We start from the raw sequence: 14,158 nt of genomic DNA, 5'->3' as shown, positions 1-14,158 counted from the left end.
GCAGGGTAGCGAGGCACACCTGGGACAATCGACGGATGAACGGGTCAACTGTGCAGGCGAGGGTGATCGTCGACGAGCTGGTGCGCAACGGCGTCCGGCACGTCGTGTTGTGCCCCGGCTCGCGCAACGCCCCGTTGTCGTTCGCCCTCCACCAGGCCGAGCGAAAGGGCCTGCTCACGGTGCACGTGCGGATCGACGAGCGCAGTGCCGGATTCCTCGCGCTGGGCCTCGCCAAGACGGGCACGCCGGCCGTCGTCACCTGCACGAGCGGCACCGCCGTGGCGAACCTGCACCCCGCCGTGATCGAGGCGAGCCACACGAACGTCCCGTTGATCGCGCTGACCGCCGACCGCCCGGTCGACCTCTACCGGACCGGCTCCAGCCAGACGATCAACCAGCACGATCTGCTGGGCATCCCGACGCTGCACATGCCCGAGGCGGCCGACGAGCCGACCACCCGGTCGTTGATCTGCCGGGCCATCGCGACGGACGGGCCCTCGCACGTCAACGTTCCGTTCCGGCCGCCGCTCACGCCGGACGACGACGCGTGGCCGTCCTCGGAGCGCACCGGACCGTGGACCACGACGGACCGCACGTTCACGGTCGAGACCAGGCCGTCCGCCCTGCCCGCACGCACGCTGGTGCTGCTCGGCGACGACCGGCCCGAGCGGTTGCGACGCGCATCCGAGCTGGGCTGGCCGGTGATCGCCGAGCCGACCGCGCCGCACGGCCTGCGTCATGGTTCGTTGCTGCTCAACGCCGGACTGCCCGAGCACCTCCAGCCGGACGCGGTGCTGGTCGTCGGCAGGGTGACGCTGTCGCGGGGGCAGCAGTCGTTGCTGAAGAACACCGAGATCGTGCACGCCGTCGGTGACCAGTCCGAGTGGCCGGACGTGCAGTTCACCGCCACCCGCGCGTCGACCTGGCTGCCCGTGCCGGCGGCTCCTGACCAGGACTGGGTGCAGGCCTGGCAGTCGGCGGTCAAGAACGTCAGCGTGGCCGTCGACGAGCTGCTGGACGCCGAGCCGTGGCCGACCGGTCTGCACGTCGCGCGTGACCTCACGCAGGCGCTGCCCTCCGGCGCGATGCTGTTCGTGGGGTCCTCGAACCCGATCCGCGACGTCGACTTCGCAGGTGAGCGCCGGGCGGACGTCGTGATCCACGCCAACCGCGGTGTCGCGGGCATCGACGGCAGCGTGTCCACGGCGATCGGGCTGGCGGTGACCCACGGCGCACCCGCATACGCGCTGATGGGCGACCTGACGTTCCTGCACGACAGCAACGGTCTGCTGGCCGACCACCGGCCCGACCTGACCATCGTCGTGCTCAACGACGACGGCGGTGGCATCTTTTCGTTGCTGGAACAGGGTGCGCCGGAGTTCGACCGAAGTTTCGAAAGGATTTTCGGCACGCCGCACGGCACGGATCTGACCGCTTTGTGCGCGGGCTACCGAATTACACACTCCAAAGTGGACAACGCGGAGGAGTTCCGTAGCGCACTTGCGTCGCCAAAGGGCATCCAAGTGGTCGAAGTGCAGGCAAAAAGAGACGAACTGCGCGCGCTGCACCAACGTCTCAAGTCGACTGTGTCAACCATTTTCGGCAGGTAGGAACCTACGTAAGTCGGTGTTCACGCCTCAATCGGTGTGGTTACCGTCCCGCGCATGTCGATCAGATCCAAGGCGACGGCCGCGGTGGCGTCCGCGGCCGCGATGACGCTTTTCGCGGGGACGGCGCTGGCGGCGTCTCCGGGTGCACCCGGCGTTGACGACCCGTACTTCCCCCTGTACGGCAACGGCGGATACGACGTTTCCCACTACGACATCAGGCTCAACTACAACCCCAACGGCGACCAGCTGTCGGGCACGACGACGATCCTGGCCAAGGCAACCGAGAACCTCACGCAGTTCAACCTGGACTTCCTGCTCAAGGTGAAGTCGGTCCGGGTCAACAACGCGCCGGCCTCGTTCGTGTCGGACGAGGGCGAGCTGACCCTCACCCCGCGCGGAGGCGTGCGCAAGGGCCAGGACCTGACGATCGTCGTCACCTACGCCGACGTGCCGTCGCAGGTCAAGGACCGCAACGGTTTCACCGCGTGGACCAAGACCACCGACGGTGCCCTCGCCATCGGTGAGCCGGAGATCTCCGCGTGGTGGTACCCGTCCAACGACCACCCGACCGACAAGGCCACCTTCGACGTCAACGTGGCCGTGCCCAACGGCGTCGAGGCGATCTCCAACGGCACGTTCGTCGGCACCACCCGCCAGATCAACGGCTACACCCGCTGGAACTGGCGCAGCACCAAGCCGCAGGCGACCTACCTGACGTTCCTGACGATCGGCCAGTTCGAGATCCGCCAGTCGACGACCCCGTCCGGTCAGCCGTCGCTCAACGCGTACTCCGAGCGCCTCGGCGAGAGCGCCGACGCCGCCAAGGCCAGCATCGAACGCACCCCCGAGATCACCGAGTTCCTGGCGGAGAACCTGGGCCCCTACCCGTTCGAAGCACAGGGCGGCGTGGTCACCCCGGACCTGGGCTACGCACTGGAGAACCAGACCCGCCCGACCTACGACACGGCGTTCTTCCGCCGCGGCGCCAACACCTACGTCGTGGCGCACGAGATCGGCCACCAGTGGTTCGGCGACTCGGTGTCCGTGCACCACTGGCGCGACATCTGGCTGAACGAGGGCTTCGCCTCCTACATGGAGTTCCTCTGGTCCGAGCACATCGGTGAGGGCACGGCCCAGGAGAACGCCGACTTCGTCTACGACAGCTACCCGGCCGACAGCCCGTTCTGGGACGTCCTGCCCGGCGAGCCCGGTGCCGGCAACATCTTCAACGGCGCCGTCTACGACCGCGGTGCGCTGACCGTGCACGCGCTGCGTGTGGCCGTGGGTGACGAGAAGTTCTTCCAGATCCTGCGCACGTGGGTGGCGGAGAAGAAGTACTCCGACGCGACCGTCGAGGAGTTCATCGCGGTGGCGGAGCGGGTGTCGGGGCAGCAGCTGGACGAGCTGTTCCAGACGTGGCTCTTCACCAAGGGCAAGCCGGCCGAGGCGCCTGGCCGCTCAGTGGACGTCGCCGCCAAGTCGCTGTCGGTGAAGGCCGAGCCGAAGTCGCGCGCCAAGATCCAGCTGACGCACGAGCTGCTGGACGCGCACAAGTAAAACTGTCAGACCAGCTGCGTACGTTATGACGCAGGGGTTCCCAGTTCGAGGGGACCCCTGCGTCAGCGTTTCTACAGCCCTTCCAACGCCTCGCGCATCGGCCGCATCTTGGCGTGCGCCTCCTGAACCTCACTGTCCGGATCCGAGTCGGCAACCAGCCCACACCCGGCGAACAACCGAGCGGTCGACCCGCTGATCTGCGCACACCGCAACGCGATCCCGAGCTCCCCGTCCCCGTTCCCGTCGATCCACCCGACCGGCCCGGCGTACCGCCCGCGATCCATCCCCTCCAACTGCGAGATCAACGTCGTGGCGTCCAACCGAGGCGTCCCGCCAACCGCAGCAGTCGGATGCACAGCCTCCCCGAGATGCAGCAACGACGTGGACGACGACAACGTCCCGATCACGTCGGAAGACAGGTGCGACACGTTCGGCAGCCGCAGAACAGACGGCCCTTCGACCGACATGGTCGTGCAAAAGGGCCGCAAGGTCTCCGCGAGCGAAGTGATCGCGTAGTCGTGCTCCTCGAGGTTCTTCTCCGAGGACATCAACGCCGAAGCCAGCTCTTCGTCCGAAACCCCGTCGTGCGGCCACGTCGTACCGGCCAGCACTCGCGAATCCACCACAGACCCGGTCCGCCGCAGCAGCAACTCCGGCGTGGCGCCGACGAGCCCGTCCACGGCGTAGGCCCAGCACTCGGGATATCGGCGAGCCAGCCCCTGCAGCACGAACCGCTGGTCGAGCCGCTTGTCCGTGACGGCGACCAGATCGTGCGCCAGCACGACCTTGTCCAGCTCGCCGCCGCGCATGCGTGCGACGGCCTCGCGCACCACCTCGCGGTACTGCGTGACCGGCAGCTGGCCGTTGGCGTAGCGCACGGTCGAGGGCCGGGAGAGCGGCGGGACGTGCGGCGCGGTGTCCGCGGCGCCGATCGTGGTGATCCACTGCTCGCCGTTGCGGCGGCCGACGACGACCTCGGGGACGATCAGCACCGAGTTGCCGGGGGAGTCGGCGAAAGCCATCGAGATGAACGCCACGGGGCCGCTGCCGGGTAGCCCCAGCTCGTCGTCCACGTCCAGGTGGGAGACGAACTCGCGCCACCACTTGTCGGCCTGGGCGAACCGGTCCGGGCCGCTGACCTCCAGCCGCGCTGCCTCGCCCCAGCCGACCAGGCCGGACCCGTCGCGCACCCAGGCCAGCGCGTGCTCCGGGTCTGGCAGCAATCCGAGCAGGTCACCGGCGGTGTCCCGCCTCGACCGGACGCGGATTCGCTGCCGTGCTCGCGATGTGGGTGCTGAGGTCACGTCCCGACTGTATGGACCTCAACCTGAAAGTGCGGCACCCGCCCGGCTCTAGACTTCTCAGTTGTGGTGGAGGACGCAGTGACCAAGCCGCCGCGCGGCGTACGCGTCCGCCGAGCGGTCTGTCGCGCATTGCTGGTGGTCGGCGGGGTGGTCACGCTCATCTGCGTGCTGTTGCCCCTCGCTTGCTGGCGCGATGACATGGCCATCGAGCGGAACATGGGCCAGGCGGTCGCGCAGGTCGAGGCGGTGACCTTCAACCGGACGGTTGTGCGCTACGCCACACCGGACGGCCGCGTGATCATCCCGCAGCAGGGTGTCCTGTACCCGTCGGGCCTCAACGCCGGGGACAACGTGCGGGTCGAGTACGACCGGGCGAACCCCGAACTGACGCGCGTCGCGGGCCGGACCGCCGTGCTCAGCCTGCTTCCCGTCGGAACGTTCCTCGTGGTCGTCTGGATCGTCATCGCAGGGGTTGTGACAGTTCTACGCAGATTCGGCACTCAGGTGTAACATCGGGGCATGGCGGATGACCTGGAGCTGCGCTTCGAGCGCACGGTGCAGGCTGAATCGCGCATCGAGCCGCGCGACTGGATGCCCGACGGCTACCGCAAGACCCTGATCAGGCAGATCGCCCAGCACGCGCACTCCGAGATCATCGGGATGCAGCCGGAGGGCAACTGGATCAGTCGCGCGCCCTCGCTGCGGCGCAAGGCGATCCTGCTGGCCAAGGTGCAGGACGAGGCCGGGCACGGCCTGTACCTGTACTCGGCGACCGAGACGCTCGGCGCCGACCGCGAGGACCTGACGACCAAGCTCATCGAGGGCCGCCAGAAGTACTCCTCGATCTTCAACTACCCGACGCTGACCTACGCCGACGTCGGCACCATCGGCTGGCTCGTCGACGGCGCCGCGATCTGCAACCAGGTGCCGCTGTGCCGCACGTCGTACGGGCCGTACGCGCGCGCCATGATCCGCATTTGCAAGGAAGAGTCGTTCCACCAGCGCCAGGGCTACGAGCTGCTCATGACGATGATGAGCGGCACCCAGCAGCAGCGCGACATGGTGCAGGACTCGGTGAACCGCTGGTGGTGGCCGGCGCTGATGATGTTCGGCCCGCCGGACGCGGAGTCCACGAACACCGAGCAGTCGATGGCGTGGCGGATCAAGCGCGACACGAACGACGAGCTGCGGCAGAAGTTCGTGAACATGAGCGTGCCGCAGGCCGAGGCGCTCGGCGTGACGTTCCCCGACCCCGAGCTCAAGTGGAACGAAGAGCGCGGGCAGTACGACTTCGGCGCGCCGGACTGGGACGAGTTCTGGCAGGTCGTCAAGGGTGGCGGCGTCTGCAACGAGCAGCGCATCGCCCACCGCCGCAAGGCCCACGAGGACGGCGCCTGGGTCCGTGAGGCCGCCCAGGAGCACGCCCAGAAGCAGGCTGTGAAGGAAGGTGCCGCGTGAGCACGTCTTGGCCGCTGTGGGAAGTGTTCGTGCGGGGCAAGCGCGGCCTGAACCACGTGCACGTCGGTTCGCTGCATGCGCCGGACGCGGAGATGGCGCTGCGCAACGCCCGTGACGTCTACACGCGCCGCAACGAGGGCGTGTCGATCTGGGTCGTGCCCGCGACGCAGATCACGGCCTCCTCGCCGGACGAGAAGGACCCGTTCTTCGCGCCCTCGGGCGACAAGGTCTACCGGCACCCGACGTTCTACTCGATTCCCGAGGACGTGCCGCACCTATGAAACTCGGGTGCGGGTGTCCCGCAAAACACAGTGACAACGCGTCCCCCATGAACGGGCAGCGCTATGAGCTTTGACAACGCCTACGAGTCGCTCCTCGGCCACGAGGACGCGCACTGGGCCTTCGGCACCGGATTTTCGGAGGCTCTCTCCGGCGTGAACCGGGAGTTCCCGGCTGGCGTCGACAAGGACGCGCTCGCCGCCTACTGCCTGATGCTCGGCGACGACGCGTTGATCTTCTCGCAGCGGCTCTCGGAGTGGTGCTCGCGCGCCCCGGAGCTGGAAGAGGACATCGCGCTCGCCAACATCGCCCTGGACCTGCTCGGCCAGGCCCGCATGCTGCTGACCCGCGCCGGCGAGATCCTGGACCGCGACGAGGACTCGCTGGCCTACCTGCGCGACGAACGCGAGTTCCGCAACGTCCACCTCGCCGAGATCGACTGCGGACCCGGCCCCGGCGGCGACTTCGGCACGACCATCGCGCGCCTGCTGGTGTTCTCGTCGTGGCGGCTGGCGTTGTTCTCGCGCCTGCGTGGCTCGGCGGACCCGGTGCTGGCCGCCGTGGCCGAGAAGGGTCTCAAAGAGCTGGCCTACCACCGCGACCACGCGGCGCAGTGGACCGTCCGGCTCGGTGACGGCACCGACGAGTCGCACCGCCGCATGCAGGCCGGTCTGGAGCGCGTGTGGCCGTTCGTCGACGAGCTGTTCGCCACGCACGCCGTGGAAGCCTCGTTGACGGGTGTCGCGGTCGACCCGGCGTCACTGCGGTCCGAAGTGGACGGTGTGCTGGAGGCTGTTCTCCACGCCTCCGGTCTCACGCGTCCAGCCGACACGAAGGCCGCGCGCGTCGCGGGCATGGCGGGCCGCGACGGCGTGCACACCGAGGCCATGGGTTACCTGATCGCCGAGATGCAGCACCTGCACCGCTCGCTGCCCGGAGCCGTCTGGTGACCACCGCGCTGGAGATCGCGTCGGCCGTGCGGGACCCGGAGCTCCCGGTCCTCACCCTGGCGGACCTCGGCGTGCTCCGCGAGGTGTCCGAAGAGGACGGTCGCGTCGTCGTCACCATCACCCCGACCTACTCGGGCTGCCCCGCGATCGACGAGATGGGCGCCGACCTGCGCCGTTCGTTGCTGCAGGCCGGTTTCGAAGCCGTCGAGGTGCGCCTGTCGCTCTCACCGGCCTGGACCACGGACTGGATCAGCGCCGAAGGCCGTTCGAAACTGGCTGCCGCGGGCATCGCACCGCCGTCGCGCCTCGGCCCGTCGGTGGCGGGCCCGGTGCCGCTGAACCTGGTGCCGCCGTCGCGTCAGGTCGCCTGCCCGCAGTGCGGTTCGCTCAACACGTCGGAGATTTCCCGGTTCGGCTCCACGGCCTGCAAGGCCCTCCGCCGCTGCAACGCCTGCTCCGAGCCCTTCGAGCACGTCAAGGAGATCTGAGTTGTCGCGCCGCGCCGCCTTCCACAAGCTCACGGTCGCCAGCGTCGACCGCCTCTGCGACGACGCCGTGGCCGTCACGTTCGACGTGCCCTCCGACATCGCCGACGACTTCGCCTTCACCGCGGGCCAGTACCTGACCCTGCGCCAGGGCGACGAACGCCGCTCGTACTCGATCTGCGCCCCCGCCGGCGCCGCGCCGCGCATCGGCGTGCGCCGCGTCGACGACGGCCTGTTCTCCACCTGGCTCGTCGACCGCGTTTCCCCCGGCGACGTGGTGGAGGTCCTGCCTCCGCTGGGCAAGTTCACCCCGACCGGCAAGGGCACCCATCACGGCTTCGTCGTCGCGGGCTCAGGCATCACCCCGGCGTTGTCGATCGCCGCGACCGTGCTGGCCACCGGCGCCCGCGTGACCCTCCTGTACGGCAACCGCAGCACGAACACGGTGATGTTCGCCGACGAGCTGGCCGACCTGAAGGACCGCTACCCGGCCACGTTCCAGCTGGTCCACGTCCTGTCCAGGGAACCGCGCGACGTCGAGCTCTTCACCGGCCGCCTGAACGCCGAGAAGCTCACGGCCCTGTTCGGCACCATCGTCCCGTTCGACGCCATCGACGAGTGGTGGCTCTGCGGCCCGTACGAGATGGTCCAGGACGCCACGGCCGTCCTGCGCGAACGCGGCGTTGCCACAGACCGCGTGCACCACGAGCTCTTCTACGTCGACGAGCCCCCGCCGCCTCCGCGCCGTAAGGAGGCCGTGGTGGACGCCGCCGCGACCGTGACGGTGATCCTGGACGGCAAGTCGACCACCCTGCCGTTGCCCGCCGACGAACCGATCCTGGACGCCGCCCAGCGGGTCCGCGCCGACCTGCCGTTCGCGTGCAAGGGCGGTGTCTGCGGCACGTGCCGGGCGTTGGTCACCGACGGCTCGGTCGAGATGCGCCGCAACTACGCGCTCGACCAGTCCGAGGTCGACGCCGGGTTCGTGCTGACCTGCCAGGCGTTGCCGACCAGCGAGTGCGTGACGGTCGACTTCGACGCCTGAGCGGAGTAGCTCGTTACTCCTTTGAGACCATATGGTCCATGTGGCACGGATTTCTCGACGAGTCGCGCTGAGGCACGACCTACCTCGTTGTCGCAGTTGTTGTTCGGCCGCGCGAGCTGGACAGAATCCGCTCTGGGCTGCGTCGGCTCGTGAAGCCTGGTCAGCGTCGCGTGCATTTCAAGAAGGAAGGCGATCCGCGACGGCGGGAGGTCGTCTCGCGGCTGCGTGAGATGGGTGTGCGAGCGGGCGTCTGGACGGTTCGCGATTCCGACGACGTCCGTGCCCGGCAACTCTGCCTGTCCGCAGCGGCGACCTGGCTCCAGGAACTTGGTGTTACCCGACTGGCGATCGAAAGTTGTGCGCACCAGGACGTACGCGACCGGCAGACCTTGGCTTTGGCGCTGGAGAAGGTGGATGAGCCGTTCACCTACGAACACCTCCGGCCTGCGGAGGACCCGTAGCTCTGGGCGAGCGACGCCCTGGCGTGGTGTTTCGGGGCCGGTGGTGACTGGCGTCAGCGGGTGCAGCCCATGTTCGACGCGGTAGTACGGCTCGATCAATGCCTAGATAGCGCGAAACCCGGCAACCGACCGTCCGGACGGTGAACCGGGTTCACTTGCAGCTCCTACTGGAACCGACAACAAAACTATAGCAGAGCTGCGGCGCGATCCGTGATTTCAGATGAGCCGCGAATGGGCGTGGAACGTGGCACGATCACAGGCCATGGGGGTTGTCGCACGATCAGCACTCACCGGCCTGGCCACCGGCGTCTTGATCGTCGGTGCGCTCACGACCTTCGTCCAGCTGACGAGCACGACCAACGACAAGTACTCGTTCGCCACGCTCGTGCTGTCCACCGTCTTCTTCACCGCGGTGGTCGGCGGCGTCTCCGGCACGATCGTCGGCACCGGCATCGGCTTCATCCGCCGATCGCTGAGGCCCAAGCAACCGAAGCAGCCCAAGCCAGTCCACGTGCCGTTCCCGCAGCAGCCCTACGACATGTGGTCCGAGCAGGTCGAACGCTGCGCGGAGTCCACGCGCAGGGTCGCGGCAGCGGTGCAGGCCGTGCCGAAGTCACCGGCGAAGGACTGGCTGCAGAGGATCAGCGAGCAGCTGACCAAGGAGCTCGACGACGTCCGCGGTATCGCGCAGCTGGGCAGGGCGTTGGGCGCGGTCGACCGGCAGCACCCGGTCTACCAGCGGTTGCTGAAGGCGGCGCACGACTACAAGCAGTTCGAGAACGAGGTCGGCCGGGTCGCGTTGCAGATGTTCGACCACCCGGAGCTGGACGCGGCGCGCACCCACCTCGAAGTGCTCGAGAAGCAGCTGCCGCAGCTCAGCTGACCTCGACCTGCAGTGCCGACTGCCACCATCCCAGCACCTCCTCGGCGGCATCAGGCGCAGCCACCAAGAGGCCGTCCACGGGCAGTTGGGCGCCCGCGCCGCGTCTGTCCAGAACGACCGCACCGGACTCCACGGCCAACGACACCGCACCGGCGACGTCCCACTCGTGATAGCCGTGCAGCACGGCAGCGGCGACGTGGCCCAGCGCCACCTGTGCGACGGCCAGGCACTTCGAGCCCAGCACGCGCACGCCCGTGCCCGCTATCGCAGCCGTGGAGATGAACTCACCCATTCCAGGCCACGGACCCGTCCGGGTCATCTCGGTGCACACCACCAACGAGTCGCCCTGACGCTCGGTGAGCCTCACCGGGGTGCCGTTGGCCCGCATGCCACGGCCTCGCGCCGCGGCGTAGATCTGGGAGCGGTACGGGTCGGCCACGACGCCGACGACCGGGCCCCAGCGGTCCACCAGGGCGAGGCTGTAGGCGCACCAGGGCATGCCCGCGGTGTAGTTCGCGGTGCCGTCGACGGGATCGACCACCCAGCGGAACTCGGAGTCGCCGGGCACGTCCACATCGGAGTTCTCGCAGAACACGGGGATCGAGGGGAACTCGGCGGTGAGCACGCGGCGGGTGTGGCGTTCGAGAGTGCGGTCGGTGTCGGTCACCCAGTCGAAGGGCGACTCGTCGGAGTCGGGACGCACGCCGCGGCCGGCGGTGGCCATGATGACGTCCGAGGCGTCGTTCGCCAGACGGCCGGCGACTTCCAGCGCGATGGACACCAGGCCCGGGTCGACTGGGTGCGCGGGACGGGACGACAAGACGGTCATGCTGGCCTAGTTTCACCGCGTCGGGTGACCGGGAACCGACGCGAAGATGACAACTCGACGATCACCTGGCCACGACGTGAGGTGTTCTGACCGCGTCAAATCAGCGGTCACTCGGACTTCACACGGGCACTACATGGTGTGCCCTGTGCGTGTAGCGATCGTGACCGAGAGCTTCCTGCCCCAGGTGAACGGGGTCACCAACTCCGTGCTCCGAGTCCTGGAGCACCTGCGCCGCAACGGACATCAGGCGATGGTCGTTGCACCGGGCGCGGGTGCGGACGAGCACCACGGCACGCCCGTCCTGAGAGTCTCGGCGGTCGACGTGCCCATGGTGACGAGCCTGCCGATCGGTGTCCCGAGCCCGAGAGTCCTGCACGCGCTGGCCGAGTTCCAGCCCGACGTCGTGCACCTCGCGTCGCCGTTCGTGCTGGGTGCGTACGGCCTCAGAGCCGCCCGCAAACTCGACGTGCCGGCCGTGGCGGTCTACCAGACCGACGTCGCCGGGTTCGCCGGCAACTACGGCCTCGGACTCACCAAGCGCGCCGCGTGGCGGTGGACCAAGCGCCTGCACACGCTGGCGGACCGGACGCTGGCGCCGTCCAGCTCGGCGGTCGAGGCGCTGGAACAGCACGGGGTGCCGCGCGTGCACCGGTGGGGGCGCGGCGTCGACATCGACCTGTTCCACCCGCGCCCGAAGCACAACGACGAGCTCACGGTGGGCTACGTCGGACGGCTCGCGCCCGAGAAGCAGGTGCACCGGCTTCGCGAGCTCCACGACCTGCCCGGCGTGAAGCTGCGGATCGTCGGCGACGGCCCTGATCGCGAGCAGCTGGAGCGTGACCTGCCCAACGCGGAGTTCCTCGGGTTCCGCACCGGGAAGGAGCTCGCTGAGGCTTACGCGTCGTTGGACGTCTTCATCCACACCGGCCCGCACGAGACGTTCTGCCAGGCCGTGCAGGAGGCGCTGGCGAGCGGTCTGCCGGTGCTCGCGCCGAACGCCGGCGGCCCGCGCGACCTGGTCGCGCACGGCCGGACCGGGTACCTGTTCGACGAAGACATCGCGCAGTACGTCGAACTGCTGCGCGACCCGCTGCGGCGCAAGCGGTTCGGTCTCGCCGCCCGCAAGTCGGTGCTCTCCCGCACCTGGCCCGCGGTCTGCGACGAGCTGATGGGTCATTACGCCGCGGTGATCGGACTCACTCACCAGGCGGCGGCTTGAGGATCGTTCAGCTGGCCAACTTCTACGGACCGAAGTCGGGCGGCCTCCGCACGGCACTGCACCACCTGGGCACCGGCTACGTCTCCGCCGGCCACGAGGTCGTGCTGGTGGTCCCGGGCGACCGCCACGCCGACGAGGTCCTGCCCGGCGGGGTCCGCCGCATCACGCTGCCGGCGGTGAAGATCCCGTACACCGGCGGCTACCGCGTCGTGGACCCGTGGCGGGTGAAGTCCCTGATGGAGCACCTGAAGCCGGACCGGCTGGAGGTCTCCGACCGGCTGACGTTGCGCGGCATGGGCGCGTGGGCGAGCGAACGCGACATCCCGAACATCGTGATCTCGCACGAACGCCTCGACCGACTGCTCCAGTTCGTGCTGCCTCCCGCCCCTGCCGAACGCGGTGCCGACTGGGCGAACCGCCGCATGGCCGCGTCCTACGACACCGTCGTGTGCACGACCGGTTTCGCGCGCGAGGAGTTCGACCGCATCGGCGCGTTGAACGTGACCCAGGTGCCTCTGGGAGTCGACCTCACCACGTTCACCCCGCGCCGCCACTCCGTCGATCTTCGCCGGGACCTCCTGCAGGGCGAGGAGAACCTGCTCATCCACTGTGGACGGTTGTCGCCGGAGAAGCACGTCGAACGCTCCGTCGACACGCTCGCCGAACTCCACGAGCAGGGCCACTCCGCACGTCTGGTGATCGCCGGCGACGGCCCGCGCCGCTCATTCTTGGAGAAGCGCGCCTCCGGCCTGCCGGTGACATTCCTGGGCTTCGTGAAGTCCCGCCTGGACGTAGCCGCACTGCTCGCCTCCGCCGACCTCTCGCTGGCTCCCGGCCCGCACGAGACGTTCGGCCTGGCCGCCCTGGAGGCACTCGCCAGCGGCACCCCGGTCGTGGTCTCACAGTCCAGCGCGCTGAAGGAGATCGTCCAACCGGCGTGCGGCGCGGCCGTCGACGACCACGCGTTCGCCTTCGCTTCCGCAGCTCAGCGGCTCCTGGCCTCCGGCTCGCGGGAGGCCGCCCGAGCCCGCGCAGAGGAGTACCCGTGGACGGCCGCGGTGACCGGCATGCTGACAGCTCTGAAGGTGCCCTGAAGATGATCTCAGCCGGCCTGACTTAGTCTCTAGACCATGTCGCGAGCCGGCTTGGACAAGAACCCGCGCGAGGTCGCAGAGATGTTCGACGGCGTGGCCAAGGGCTACGACCGCACGAACTCGGTCATGACGCTGGGCTTCGACCGCCGCTGGCGGGAGTGGAGCAGGCGCGTCCTCGACGCCCGCCCCGGCGAGAAGGTCCTCGACCTCGCGGCCGGCACCGCCGTGTCCACGGTCCAGTACGCCGAGTCCGGCGCCTGGTGCGTAGCCGCCGACTTCTCAGTGGGCATGCTCGCCGGCGGAGCCCACCGCCGAGTCCCCAAGGTGGCCGCCGACGCCCTGCGCCTGCCCTTCCGCGACAACTCCTTCGACGCCGTCACGGTGTCCTTCGGCATCCGCAACTTCAACGACACCGTCCTCGCCCTGCAGGAGATGGCCCGCGTCACCAAGCCGGGCGGCCGCATGGTGATCTGCGAGGTCTCCACCCCGGTCTGGAAGCCGTTCCGCATCGTCTACATGCGCTACCTGCTCAAACTCCTGCCGCTCATCGCCAAGTTCGTCTCCTCGAACCCGGTCGCCTACTCCTACCTGGCCGAGTCGATGGCGACCTGGCCGAACCAGCGCTCCCTCGCCGAGCTGATCTCCAAGGCCGGCTGGGAGGACGTCGCCTGGTTCAACCTGACCGGCGGCATGGTGGCCCTGCACCGCGCGACCAAGCCGAAGCCGAAGGCCGAGGCCAAGCCCGGGGTCGAGCCCGAGGCCATGTCCGAGGCCGACAAGCCGACCTCCTGACCCGAGCCGCCTGCCGCCCTCTCGTACGGCAGGTGACCCCTCCGCTGGAACCGGCGCTCGCCCACGCAAGCTGACCCGCCCACCCGCCAAAGGTGACCGCCAGCACACCAACCGACCCAGAAGCCGACCCCCGAACCCTCAGCAACCTCCGGTTAGAGTCGCGAACAGAGCTGTGAGCCATCGACAGCGAGC

The 14,158-nt window shown here is 68.8% G+C and carries 15 protein-coding genes; 13 read left to right on the top strand and 2 right to left on the bottom strand.

All coding sequences use genetic code 11. The annotated features are described in order from the left end of the window. Positions 1-35: 35 nt before the first annotated feature. Both menD and LFM09_RS12825 read left to right on the top strand, forming a co-directional pair. On the top strand, positions 36-1,610 hold the full coding sequence (menD, locus tag LFM09_RS12830) for a 2-succinyl-5-enolpyruvyl-6-hydroxy-3-cyclohexene-1-carboxylic-acid synthase (RefSeq protein ID WP_414096626.1): 1,575 nt from the start codon (positions 36-38) through the stop codon (positions 1,608-1,610). A gap of 54 nt (positions 1,611-1,664) precedes the next feature. Continuing rightward, on the top strand, positions 1,665-3,167 hold the full coding sequence (locus LFM09_RS12825; protein ID WP_414096625.1) for a M1 family metallopeptidase: 1,503 nt from the start codon (positions 1,665-1,667) through the stop codon (positions 3,165-3,167). Between the two features lie 71 nt (positions 3,168-3,238). Here the strand turns inward: LFM09_RS12825 and LFM09_RS12820 are convergent, their stop codons facing one another. Further along, positions 3,239-4,471 (bottom strand): isochorismate synthase, encoded by a 1,233-nt coding sequence (locus LFM09_RS12820; RefSeq protein WP_414096624.1) that lies wholly within the window; start codon positions 4,469-4,471, stop codon positions 3,239-3,241. Positions 4,472-4,549: 78 nt separating this feature from the next. On the opposite strand from LFM09_RS12820, the gene LFM09_RS12815 reads away from it, so the two are divergent. The 8 genes from LFM09_RS12815 (at position 4,550) to LFM09_RS12780 (ending at position 10,032) form a co-directional block, all read left to right on the top strand. Continuing rightward, positions 4,550-4,981, top strand: coding sequence for a DUF3592 domain-containing protein (locus LFM09_RS12815; protein WP_414096623.1), 432 nt, complete (start codon positions 4,550-4,552; stop codon positions 4,979-4,981). Positions 4,982-4,990: 9 nt separating this feature from the next. After that, positions 4,991-5,929, top strand: coding sequence for a 1,2-phenylacetyl-CoA epoxidase subunit PaaA (gene paaA, locus LFM09_RS12810; protein WP_414096622.1), 939 nt, complete (start codon positions 4,991-4,993; stop codon positions 5,927-5,929). After that, on the top strand, positions 5,926-6,210 hold the full coding sequence (paaB, locus tag LFM09_RS12805) for a 1,2-phenylacetyl-CoA epoxidase subunit PaaB (RefSeq protein WP_414096621.1): 285 nt from the start codon (positions 5,926-5,928) through the stop codon (positions 6,208-6,210). Before paaA ends, paaB begins: the two co-directional genes overlap by 4 nt. 63 nt (positions 6,211-6,273) lie before the next feature. Beyond that, positions 6,274-7,158 (top strand): 1,2-phenylacetyl-CoA epoxidase subunit PaaC, encoded by an 885-nt coding sequence (paaC, locus tag LFM09_RS12800; RefSeq protein WP_414096620.1) that lies wholly within the window; start codon positions 6,274-6,276, stop codon positions 7,156-7,158. Next, complete coding sequence (paaD, locus tag LFM09_RS12795) at positions 7,155-7,646, top strand: 1,2-phenylacetyl-CoA epoxidase subunit PaaD (RefSeq protein ID WP_414096619.1); 492 nt, start codon at positions 7,155-7,157, stop codon at positions 7,644-7,646. The genes paaC and paaD overlap by 4 nt, the downstream gene beginning before the upstream one ends. Before the next feature lies 1 nt (position 7,647). Further along, positions 7,648-8,688: a 1,2-phenylacetyl-CoA epoxidase subunit PaaE gene (gene paaE / locus LFM09_RS12790; protein ID WP_414096618.1), complete on the top strand. Its 1,041-nt coding sequence runs from the start codon at positions 7,648-7,650 to the stop codon at positions 8,686-8,688. Between the two features lie 170 nt (positions 8,689-8,858). Next, positions 8,859-9,149 (top strand): hypothetical protein, encoded by a 291-nt coding sequence (locus LFM09_RS12785; RefSeq protein WP_414096617.1) that lies wholly within the window; start codon positions 8,859-8,861, stop codon positions 9,147-9,149. 262 nt (positions 9,150-9,411) lie between these two features. Beyond that, positions 9,412-10,032, top strand: coding sequence for a hypothetical protein (locus LFM09_RS12780; RefSeq protein ID WP_414096616.1), 621 nt, complete (start codon positions 9,412-9,414; stop codon positions 10,030-10,032). Here the strand turns inward: LFM09_RS12780 and LFM09_RS12775 are convergent. Further along, positions 10,025-10,861 carry an inositol monophosphatase family protein gene (locus LFM09_RS12775; protein ID WP_414096615.1) on the bottom strand — a complete coding sequence of 279 codons (837 nt, stop codon included), beginning with the start codon at positions 10,859-10,861 and terminating at the stop codon, positions 10,025-10,027. The genes LFM09_RS12780 and LFM09_RS12775 overlap by 8 nt on opposite strands. A gap of 145 nt (positions 10,862-11,006) precedes the next feature. Between LFM09_RS12775 and LFM09_RS12770 the strand changes: the two genes are divergently transcribed. From LFM09_RS12770 to LFM09_RS12760, 3 genes are read left to right on the top strand one after another with little or no spacing between them, the layout of a single operon-like run. Next, complete coding sequence (locus tag LFM09_RS12770) at positions 11,007-12,080, top strand: glycosyltransferase family 4 protein (RefSeq protein ID WP_414096614.1); 1,074 nt, start codon at positions 11,007-11,009, stop codon at positions 12,078-12,080. After that, positions 12,077-13,174 carry a glycosyltransferase gene (locus LFM09_RS12765; RefSeq protein ID WP_414096613.1) on the top strand — a complete coding sequence of 366 codons (1,098 nt, stop codon included), beginning with the start codon at positions 12,077-12,079 and terminating at the stop codon, positions 13,172-13,174. Before LFM09_RS12770 ends, LFM09_RS12765 begins: the two co-directional genes overlap by 4 nt. Positions 13,175-13,210: 36 nt before the next feature. Then, positions 13,211-13,966 (top strand): demethylmenaquinone methyltransferase, encoded by a 756-nt coding sequence (locus LFM09_RS12760; protein ID WP_414096612.1) that lies wholly within the window; start codon positions 13,211-13,213, stop codon positions 13,964-13,966. Positions 13,967-14,158 lie beyond the last annotated feature (192 nt).

It is taken from the genome of Lentzea alba (genome assembly GCF_047445655.1).
In the GTDB taxonomy this organism is placed as follows: domain Bacteria; phylum Actinomycetota; class Actinomycetes; order Mycobacteriales; family Pseudonocardiaceae; genus Lentzea; species Lentzea alba_A.
This window is presented reverse-complemented; position numbering and strand designations above follow the sequence as displayed.